The organism is Pseudomonas sp., assembly GCF_050739655.1.
Taxonomy (GTDB): Bacteria; Pseudomonadota; Gammaproteobacteria; order Pseudomonadales; family Pseudomonadaceae; genus Aquipseudomonas.
In genome coordinates this window covers 20,002-29,037 of record NZ_JBOIBY010000183.1, presented here as the reverse complement: position 1 = coordinate 29,037, position 9,036 = coordinate 20,002, and the positions used below count along the sequence as shown (strand labels likewise).

At 60.7% G+C, this 9,036-nt stretch carries 10 protein-coding genes and 1 pseudogene; all 11 read right to left on the bottom strand.

Going from position 1 to position 9,036, the window contains the following annotated elements:
• Nucleotides 1–17: 17 nt before the first annotated feature.
• The 11 genes and pseudogenes from ACRESJ_RS09025 to ACRESJ_RS08975 all read right to left on the bottom strand — a co-directional run bounded on the left by ACRESJ_RS09025 (nt 18) and on the right by ACRESJ_RS08975 (nt 9,024).
• Entirely contained in the window at nt 18–1,037 is a 1,020-nt protein-coding gene (locus ACRESJ_RS09025; RefSeq protein WP_431757597.1) for a quinone-dependent dihydroorotate dehydrogenase, read from the bottom strand.
• 117 nt (nt 1,038–1,154) lie between these two features.
• Complete coding sequence (locus ACRESJ_RS09020; RefSeq protein ID WP_431757596.1) at nt 1,155–2,372, bottom strand: hypothetical protein; 1,218 nt, start codon at nt 2,370–2,372, stop codon at nt 1,155–1,157.
• A gap of 229 nt (nt 2,373–2,601) precedes the next feature.
• Complete coding sequence (locus tag ACRESJ_RS09015; RefSeq protein ID WP_431757595.1) at nt 2,602–3,036, bottom strand: hypothetical protein; 435 nt, start codon at nt 3,034–3,036, stop codon at nt 2,602–2,604.
• Nucleotides 3,026–3,733: an oxygen-regulated invasion protein OrgB gene (locus tag ACRESJ_RS09010; RefSeq protein WP_431757594.1), complete on the bottom strand. Its 708-nt coding sequence runs from the start codon at nt 3,731–3,733 to the stop codon at nt 3,026–3,028. The genes ACRESJ_RS09015 and ACRESJ_RS09010 overlap by 11 nt, the downstream gene beginning before the upstream one ends.
• Nucleotides 3,705–4,148: a secretion system protein gene (locus ACRESJ_RS09005; protein WP_431757593.1), complete on the bottom strand. Its 444-nt coding sequence runs from the start codon at nt 4,146–4,148 to the stop codon at nt 3,705–3,707. The genes ACRESJ_RS09010 and ACRESJ_RS09005 overlap by 29 nt, the downstream gene beginning before the upstream one ends.
• Nucleotides 4,040–5,082: pseudogene (locus tag ACRESJ_RS09000) on the bottom strand (hypothetical protein). Before ACRESJ_RS09000 ends, ACRESJ_RS09005 begins: the two are co-directional and overlap by 109 nt.
• Nucleotides 5,075–5,992: a FliM/FliN family flagellar motor switch protein gene (locus ACRESJ_RS08995; RefSeq protein WP_431757592.1), complete on the bottom strand. Its 918-nt coding sequence runs from the start codon at nt 5,990–5,992 to the stop codon at nt 5,075–5,077. The pseudogene ACRESJ_RS09000 and the gene ACRESJ_RS08995 overlap by 8 nt, the downstream one beginning before the upstream one ends.
• A complete protein-coding gene (locus ACRESJ_RS08990) occupies nt 5,989–6,885 on the bottom strand; it encodes an invasion protein (RefSeq protein WP_431757591.1) in 897 nt (298 codons plus the stop codon). Before ACRESJ_RS08990 ends, ACRESJ_RS08995 begins: the two co-directional genes overlap by 4 nt.
• Entirely contained in the window at nt 6,882–7,337 is a 456-nt protein-coding gene (locus tag ACRESJ_RS08985; RefSeq protein WP_431757590.1) for a type III secretion protein, read from the bottom strand. The genes ACRESJ_RS08990 and ACRESJ_RS08985 overlap by 4 nt, the downstream gene beginning before the upstream one ends.
• Nucleotides 7,334–8,620, bottom strand: a complete 1,287-nt coding sequence (gene sctN / locus ACRESJ_RS08980; protein ID WP_431757599.1) for a type III secretion system ATPase SctN — start codon at nt 8,618–8,620, stop codon at nt 7,334–7,336. Before sctN ends, ACRESJ_RS08985 begins: the two co-directional genes overlap by 4 nt.
• Nucleotides 8,617–9,024: an Invasion protein B family gene (locus ACRESJ_RS08975; protein ID WP_431757589.1), complete on the bottom strand. Its 408-nt coding sequence runs from the start codon at nt 9,022–9,024 to the stop codon at nt 8,617–8,619. The genes sctN and ACRESJ_RS08975 overlap by 4 nt, the downstream gene beginning before the upstream one ends.
• Nucleotides 9,025–9,036 lie beyond the last annotated feature (12 nt).

The window sequence follows — 9,036 nt, the reverse complement described above, 5'->3', positions numbered from 1 at the left end:
GGCGGCCCCTACGGGGATCAGCGCAAAGCCGCGATCGCGTCTACCGACTCACGAATCAGCGCCGGGCCTTTATAGATGAAGCCCGAGTAAATCTGCACCAGGCTAGCACCGGCGGTGATTTTCTCTGCGGCATGCTTGCCTTCGGTGATGCCGCCCGCCGCGATGATTGGCAAGCGACCACCCAATTCTGACGCCAGCACTTTTACGGTGTGGGTGCTCTTTTCGCGAACCGGCGCACCCGACAGACCGCCCGCCTCGTCACCGTGCTCCATGCCTTCGACACCCACGCGGCTCAGGGTGGTGTTAGTGGCGATGACAGCGTCCATTCCGGTTTCGATCAGCGCCTGTGCGACTTGCGCGGTTTCTTCGTCGGTCATGTCCGGGGCAATCTTGATGGCCAACGGTACGTGTCTGCCGTAACGCAGCGCCAGCTCGGCACGGCGAGTCGCCAGGTCGGCCAGCAATTGCTTGAGCGAATCACCAAATTGCAGGCTGCGCAGCCCTGGGGTGTTCGGCGAGCTGACGTTGACCGTCACATAGCTGGCGTGGGCGTAGACCTTGTCCAGGCAAATCAGGTAGTCGTCGACCGCGCGCTCGACCGGGGTGTCGAAGTTCTTGCCGATGTTGATGCCCAGCACGCCCTTGTACTTGGCAGCCGCGACGCGGGCCAGCAGGTGATCGACACCGAGGTTATTGAAACCCATGCGGTTGATGATCCCTTCCGCTTCCGGCAGGCGGAACAGTCGAGGCTTGGGATTGCCCGGTTGCGGGCGCGGGGTGATGGTGCCGATTTCGACAAAACCGAAACCCAACTGGGCAAAGCCGTCGATGGCCGCGCCGTTCTTGTCCAGACCGGCCGCCAGCCCCACCGGATTAGGGAAGTCCAGGCCCATGACCGTCACCGGTTTCTTCGCCGGCGCCTTGCACAGCAAGCCGTTGAGCCCCAGCCGCCCACCCGCGCCGATCAAGTCCAGGGACAGATCGTGGGAGGTTTCCGGGGAAAGTTTGAACAACAGCTGACGGGCCAGGGTGTACATGGGCAGGTTGGACTCAGGGCGGCGAAAAGTGCCGGCGATTATAGCCGGGTGAAGCGGGTACACGCGAGGGCGCGTATACCCCATCCCACATTCACGAAGATTGAGCGGCGAAAACACTTACGGCGAAGGATTCTCGCGCAATTGCTCGGGCGACCATTGATTGTCAGTACGCTGTGAACAACTCCAGATGAACGGAAAGTAGATGAGCATCAGTACTGCCATTACACAGACATTCAAGATACGCCCTTGCGAATCCTCACCCAGATCCGTCATCGCCAATTCGACGGCTGCGACCGCCACTGCGAAATTGAGAGCCTGGAACGCCGAGGTCCGCGACGCATTGACATCAAGTATCGCATTCGCCAGTTGCGCCCTTGACGGCAAGCGCGCTCCGGCGCGTACTTCCAACACACTTTGGCGCAGTGACTCAGGGTCGTACAGGACTGAATCCAGCCCAGCCGAAGGCGATAGCAAAGGCCAGCTTCGGCACAGGATAAAGATGAAATCGTCAATGACCGCGCCAGCGGCATTCAGAACACCCTGAATAGCATCGGCGCCCAGGCTGTAGCCAAGTCCGGCGGCGGAGCGACCCGGACCGCTCAGCGGCATCAAGGCTCCCAGCTCCGCCAGCAAAAACTGTACTGTTCCATAGGCTACAGTGGTGACTCCTGTAGCCCGGGTACTGGGTGCGCCTGCGTTGTCCTGCAAAGGGAAGAAGGCGTTGGCCAGATCTCGAGCTACCGTATAGACATTGGTATTAATGACAGTCGAAAGCATGCTGCTCGAAGCACCGGTCACGTGCGCGGCAATCAGTGCTCCCATCATAATGCTGGCCATGCAAACGCGCCCCAGACGTGACTGAAGACAGGCCGTTCCCGCGCACTCGTCGCGGATGGCGCCCATCAGGCTCAATGCCGGGCCGATCATCGTTACCGCGACCACTGCCCATGAACGAGAGGCTTCGCTCGAATTGCCCTCGCGGATAGCTTGCTCCACGTAAAAACCGACGAGTTGGCGCAATACCGTGGTCAGTGCGACAACCAGACCTGTGCGCGCGGTTACGTTCAAAAAATTGCGGGCGGGTCCCTGGGCTTTCTCAAGCAGCTCCAGGCCGGCTTCCAGCACCGTGCGCATTCGACTTTCGCGGGTTTGCTCGGTGTCTACCCTGTTTAAATCGGTGGCCCGCGCAAAAAATGCCTCATTTATCGGCTCTTCAGGTAAGGCATTACCCTCAATGAAGTCGTTCACTCGCCCCACGAACTCGGCGTCTATCTCGCCTAATTGGCGATAACTCTCGCGTAACTCAAACTCCACCCGACCGTCCATTTTTGCCATGGCCGTAGCGACTTGCCTGGGCGTTCCCAACATGGCTAATCGAAAATCCGGTGATACAGGAAGTGTTGATGGGTTCAGCAACAAGGAAGAACTGTGACTCTGCGCAGTTGAGTGTGCAGTCGAAAGTCCTGGAATCGAAATCACTCTTGAAGATGATCCATCAAAAGATATAGGCATCGTCGTATCCGTTTTCACTCAAAAAGTTCGCTCAGGGTTTGTTCCATTCACCTCACCACTCACTCTTCTCCCAAGCATCGTCCCCCATCGGCTGAAACACCTCACGCATGAACCCCTTCACCAACAGGTCCATGTTGAACGCCAGGGCGTTGGCGCCCCTGAGCTCCTTGTAGATCAACGAGTGCTCCAGCTTGTCGTCTTTCAAGCGAACCAGAACCTGCAGCGTGAGCCCCAACAGTGCCTTGGCCGTTGGATAGGCGGGGGACTCACCATCCGCTGCCCGCAATGATCGAAGATATTCATAAATCGCCTTCTCACCCTGCCCCTCCATGGCCAAAAGCTGTTGATACAAGCGCTCGAACTCCGGGTCTGGCCGCTTGTTGTCGGGCAGCGCCTGGCTGGCCGCCAGCAGCCGCGATTCCAGCGATTGAACCGTCGATGTACTGCTTTCAAGCGTGCTCGAACGGCGCACCGTTTCAATGTTCATCCCGGACCTCATCATTGGCGTCGAGTGAATGCCCGGTGAAGCTGGCACACAGTTTCGTCAGCGCCTGCACCGAGGTCTGGTCCAGTGAGCGAACCGAATCCGGCAGGTTGGCAAGGCTCGCCAGCAACCGCGGCTCAAGTAGTTGCCGGGTGGCGGCCATATCGAATTCGAGCAATTGATCCCCGAGCCGCAGCACGTAGCGCTCCTGTGGTTGATAGTCGAGGACCATTTCGCCGGGCCAGAGCACGCGCAAACACTCTCGCATTTCATTACCCAATGTCTGGCAATGCATCGGCAGCAACACGTGCAGTACCGCGTGCTTGTCGCCGGTTTGCTCCGTCAGCCAGCGCTCGAGCATGTCGTCCAGCCATTCGGGGCGGCTCAAGGCTTGTGCGAGCAAATCCCGTGCGGCCTGAGCAAGGTCCTTGCGCAACTGCATTCCCAGCGACTGCGATGCCAGCAGGCCGTGGGCCAGGTGCTCATTGACCCGCAAAATGCCTTCGGCATAGCCCTCCTCAAAGGCCAGGGTACGAATGACTTCGGCGTCGCGTTGCGCCTGTTCGACACAACCGCGAGCCCAACGCTGGGCCTGCTGCTGCAAGGTCCGACGCCTGCGCGCGGCGACGATGTCTTCGCGCGATACGAGCACATCGCCTGACTCAGGGAGTTCAGTCAGGGTTCGGATAGAGTCGAGCATGCTGCACCGCCATATGGAAAAGAGCCGGATCGGGTGTCGCCAGCGGCCATTGCTCATGCAAGCGAACCACCGACGTGGAAAACTGCAGCGTCAAGCGCTCGATCAGCATCGACGGCACCTGCTCGTGCCAACTGCACAACGCATTGAGGCCAGCAGCCTCGATCACCTGCATTGAAATCACCGGACACTCGACAGGCAGGGCGCTTCGGGCGCCGTGGCTTTGGCTGGCAAACCGGCGCAATGGCAATGGCAACCCAAGCAAAGCACCGCCTCTCGCCAGTTCAGGCATCAATCGATAAACGCCCATCAGCCCCGCGATGTAAGGCAATTGCCGCCAATGGCGAACCCATTGAGTGGCGACGCTGCCAAGCGGTGTTTCAGGCCAGGGGCCTTGCAACTGAAGGCCTTCGAGCACGATGCGGTTGAGCAGCTCCCATGCCTCAGGTAAGAGGTGATTTCCTCACTGACCGCCATCCGCACCCGCACGTCGGCCAGGTGTTCGGCTGCCTGGGCCTGGTGCACGCCGCTCCTGACTTGCAAGCCGCCCTGCACCGCCACGCTGCCGAATTCGGTGACGGCCTGGGCGATCTCCAGATTGGCGGCGTAACGGGCGAGGGAAACCGGGTCGGCACCGTTGGTGATGAAGCTGCGCAATTGGGTGAGCGCCTGGGTCAGCGAGTTGCCGAGCGACGTCGCCAATTGCCTGGCAGCCTGCACAGTCGCCGGTGCCGCTTGAGCGACCACCGATGCCAGTTTCGAGGCGACGGCGCTGATCATCGGCCCGATCACCTGCACCCCGACGACGGCCACAAGCGCAACCGCCGCCAGCGTTGCGGCGATGCCCTGGATCATGCCGGCGATCCGTGCGATGTCCTTGGCGGTCTCCTCATCGACAGCGCATAGGCCGGCAGCAGCGCAAACAGCGAGGGGCTGAGCGCTTCATCGACAGGCGACTGATCATCGACAAGCCCGACATCGCCTTCACTCTGAACCGCTTGCGCCCGCTCGAAGAACAGCGCCAGTTCCGGGTCGGTGTATTTGCGCAGGTAATCCTTGTAGCTGCCCAGACCGTTCTCGGCGAAATTCACCACCGACTCGATGTCGGTGAAGGCCACCGCCTCGGTCTTGTAGTAGCTGTAGCCCTGCTTCATCACCGGTGTCATCACGAAAATCGCCAGCATCAAGGCGATGGCGTTCAGTGCCATGTTCGAGGGCACCTGCTGCAACCCCAGCGCGTTGCGCACGATGACAAAGACGATGGAAAACTTGATGTAGCAGGTGCCCGCCGCCACCAGAAACGGCAGCAGGGACGCAAACGCCAGCAGTGCGATCAGCGAGACGTCATTCATCACGCGGGTTCCGATAGACCTCAAGCAACTCGACACCCAACTGCTCATCGAGCTGCACCAGTTCGCCACGGGCAACGGCTTTGCCATTGGCGCGCACTTCGATGTTGATTGCGGCATCATCGGCCAGCGGAATCAGTTGCCCGTCGATGATCTGCGACAGTGAGGCCAGGTTGATCTCGTGGGTCGCGAGTACAAACTCCAGTCGCACCGGCAGTGCGCCGAGGTCGACTTCGGTTTTCTCTGTGCTCTGTGGCTGGTCATCGACCTCGCTCGATTGCATGTGTAACCCCTGTTCGGTAAAGGTGAAAACGCCCAGGCATCGAGGCCCCAGGCAACATGTTTGAGAGGGCTGAATAATCCGCAGGACATCGCCGACATCCAGCCGCAACCCGTGGGCACAGCGCCAGCGACTCGAGCCCAGCTTCAGCTCCAGACGCAGCGGTAAATCACTGAGCCATGAGTGGTCTGCCAGCGTCGTGCACGCAGCGCGTGCCGGCGGCAATTGGGTCAGCCACACGCGTCCTTGAGCCGTGTCCAGCCACGGCAAATCTTGCGGCGGCAATTGCTCGCAGGCGAGGCAATCGACGTCGAGTATTTGCTGGTACTGCAAGTCGTCCACTTTCATCAGCAAGGGTTGCGGCACGGCACGGAACAGTTCGGCAATGCTCACCAGCGAACACTCAACCGCCAGCAACGACTGCACGCCCGGGAGCGATTCGTGCAACCAGTTCTGCGCGTCGATCACCCCCCGCCATTCCCCGCCCTCGCCTGAAGCGCGAAAACGCAAATAGCCCGATGGCCCCCCGGGACGGCCACAACCTGCGTCTACATGGTTGTCTCGCCAACGTTGAACCGCTTGCACGCCGGCATGCGCTTGAGGATCGATGCGGCGCAATTTCAGTGGGCTCATGCCTCCTGCCCGGTGTCTTCAGCCGACTCGTCGTCCGGCGCCTGCCGGGAACCCTGACGCTGTTGCTCGCCGCCGCTATCGGTCAGGCGCCAGACAGGTTCGCGCAGGTGTTCCAGAGACACTTTGAGTTGCTCATGAACCTGGGCATTGCTTGGGCTGAGCTGCAAATTGCGGATGGGCTCGTCAGCCACGCGGCTGATGGTCACCTGGCCGCTCACAGCGCCTTTATTGAACGGAACCTGCAGCAGGCCCCGATCCGAACCCGGCAAGGTTTCGATGGTCGTGTCGGTGATCGTGTCGATGGCCGGCGGCGATGGCGGCACGACTGATGCCGGGACTGGAGAGGGTGCAATCGGCGGCGCATGTCGCGCGACTGCAAGGCTTGTCGGAGCTTCTGGCTTTTGCCCCTCAAACTCAGGGGGCGATGCCGCGCCTGCCATTTCGGCACGCTGTACCGACAATGATTCGACCGAGTTCGACAGACGCTCGACCAACACTGGCTCCACAACCATCGAAGGCTGCGGATTTGCCGATGCCGGCGTGACCACCCTTTCGAGGACGGGAGCGACTGAAGCCACTGTTTGTGGCAACGGAAGATGCACAGGCTTGCCGAACACGGGCTGCGCTTGTGGATAAGTCATCGTCGGCGAGGAATCGCTCTCAACCACCTCTGTTTGCGAGAGGTTGACCATCGGCTGCAAGAGATTCGCACGGCCGGTCTCCATCACCGGTCGCTGACGCAGGGTCATTGCCGCCATCAACTCCAGCACACCTTGGGGCAACTCATCCTCTTGGATCGGTATCAGCCGGTCTTGCAGCTCATCGATCGGCACTTCGATGACAGGGTCCAGAAGCTGAACCGGCAAGGGTGAAATAACAGTCACATCGCTCATCGCCGAACTCCGTTCATCTCTTCGACTTCTCTTTCTTCAAAGCGCACCTGTTCCAGCCGTTGCCCACGCAACAGTTGCTGGACAGCCCGTTCGTATTTGTCATGTTTACGTTGCGCAATCCGCTGTTGCTCACGCTGCTCCTGCAACAACTGCTCAACCTGTTGGCACTGCTGATTGACGCGGTCACGCTCGACCCGCAATAGGTCAATCTGCCGACGGATCACCGCCTGCCGTCGCAGCAGTGCCAACAACTGCCCGTGATCCAACACGCAATCGCTGGCTTGGTGGCTGGCCAACAGACTGTGCAACTCGGCCTCTTGCCCATCGAAACCTGCCCGTTCGTGCAACAGCGGTTGCAACTGTTGTCGGGTACGCGCTATTGCCTGCTCGGCGCGTTGCCGACGAAACTGACTGAGCGCCAAGAGGCGGCGACGATCCGTTAATGGGTTCACGCCATCAGCTCCTGCAACTGGCGCAAGGCCTCGTCCGGTTCGCAGCATTCGTGCGTGGGCTGGCGCAGCCACTGGTCGAGGGCTTCGCGGCGTTTCAGTGCATGGTCGTTGGCGGCGTCCGCACCGTGGTTGTATTCGCCCATGTCGAGAAAAATCTGCAACTGCTCAAGACGCGCCAGGGTGTCGCGGGTCGACGCCGCCAGTTGTTGCACCTGCGGCTCGGTGACTTGCGTCGCCACGCGACTGACGCTGCGCAAGACGTCGATCGCCGGGTAGTGCCCCTTGGCCGCCAAGGCACGGCTGAGATAGACATGGCCGTCCAGAATCGAGCGAATCTCCTCGGCGATCGGGTCCGGTTCGTCATCACTTTCCAGCAATACCGTGTAGAAGGCCGTGATGCTCCCCGCAGCGGTGACACCAGGCCGCTCCAGCAGGCGCGGCAAGGCGTCGAACACCGAAGCCGGGTAGCCACGCCTTGCGGGCGCTTCACCCGCGGCCAGCGCCAGGTCGCGACGGGCCCTGGCATAACGCGTCAACGAGTCGAGCAACAACACCACACGCCGGCCCTGGTCACGAAAGTACTCGGCGATGGCGGTGGCCTGGAGCGCCGAGTTGCAGCGATCCACCGAGGAAAAATCCGACGTGGCATACACCACCACGCAACGGTCGCGCTTGTGCGACTGGCGCAAATGCTCGATGAACTCGGTCACTTCGCGCCCACGCTCGCCGATCAGGCCGATGACAAACACGTCGACGTCGGTGTGGTTGATCAGCATGTTGATCAAGGTGGTTTTGCCGGAGCCTGCGGCAGCGAAAATGCCGATGCGCTGGCCAACACCGCAGGTGAGCAAGCCGTCGATGACTCGTATGCCGGTACGCAATGGGATTTGCACCGGGCGCCGCTGTTGATACGACGGCGGGTCGGCGTCCACCGGATAATCCTGTTCAGCCAACGCCGTCGACGGCACCAGGCGCTCGACGATGTTGCCTTGAGGGTCGACCACGCTACCGAGCAATGCGTCACCGCACGTCAGTTGCAAGGTCGAGCCTGTGGGCACAATCATCGATTCCCTGGACAGACCCTTGGCATCGCCGAGCAAACTGAGCAGCACAGCACCCGGCTTGAAACCGATGACCTGCGCCCTGGCCGCGACTTCAGGACTGCGCCAGTGCCGACGCACTTCACAGATCTCGCCGATCACCACATTGCCCAGCGCCGCCTCGATCAACGGACCGCTCAGGCGCAGAGGATGAGCCGCCGCTCGCTCCAGCCGATGGTTCACAGGCGCAGAATGCCGCATAGCTCTTCAAGCACCGCCACAAAACGGTCCAGCGCCTGAGCGAACGAGCTCGCATCGCCGAGGGCGTTTTCATTGCACATCAAGCGCAGTTCGAGCTGACCCTCCACCTCACACAGGTGCAACTGCCCACTGCGGGACCAGGGGCAACCTTGCAACAGAATCTGCAACAACGCAGAAGCGCTACGGCCCATTTGCGCGGGTCCGATGTCCATGACCGCGGCCCAGACCCACACCTGCCCATCGACCTGACCGACGCTGATCGCGGGTAAATCCTTCATCTGCATTTCTATCGTGCTGTGGCTGTCGAAGTGCCCGATCTGGCTGTCCACACAGCCACTGTGACGCAGCGCTTCGCGCAGCAGGTCGGCAATATCCATCGGCATCATTTACAAACTTTC

Coding starts and splice junctions, on each gene's coding strand:
- ACRESJ_RS09025 (WP_431757597.1), bottom strand. CDS start 1,037: ATGTACACCCTGGCCCGTCAGCTGTTGTTCAAACTTTCCCCGGAAACC.
- ACRESJ_RS09020 (WP_431757596.1), bottom strand. CDS start 2,372: ATGGCAAAAATGGACGGTCGGGTGGAGTTTGAGTTACGCGAGAGTTAT.
- ACRESJ_RS09015 (WP_431757595.1), bottom strand. CDS start 3,036: ATGAACATTGAAACGGTGCGCCGTTCGAGCACGCTTGAAAGCAGTACA.
- ACRESJ_RS09010 (WP_431757594.1), bottom strand. CDS start 3,733: ATGCTCGACTCTATCCGAACCCTGACTGAACTCCCTGAGTCAGGCGAT.
- ACRESJ_RS08995 (WP_431757592.1), bottom strand. CDS start 5,992: ATGAGCCCACTGAAATTGCGCCGCATCGATCCTCAAGCGCATGCCGGC.
- ACRESJ_RS08990 (WP_431757591.1), bottom strand. CDS start 6,885: ATGAGCGATGTGACTGTTATTTCACCCTTGCCGGTTCAGCTTCTGGAC.
- ACRESJ_RS08975 (WP_431757589.1), bottom strand. CDS start 9,024: ATGATGCCGATGGATATTGCCGACCTGCTGCGCGAAGCGCTGCGTCAC.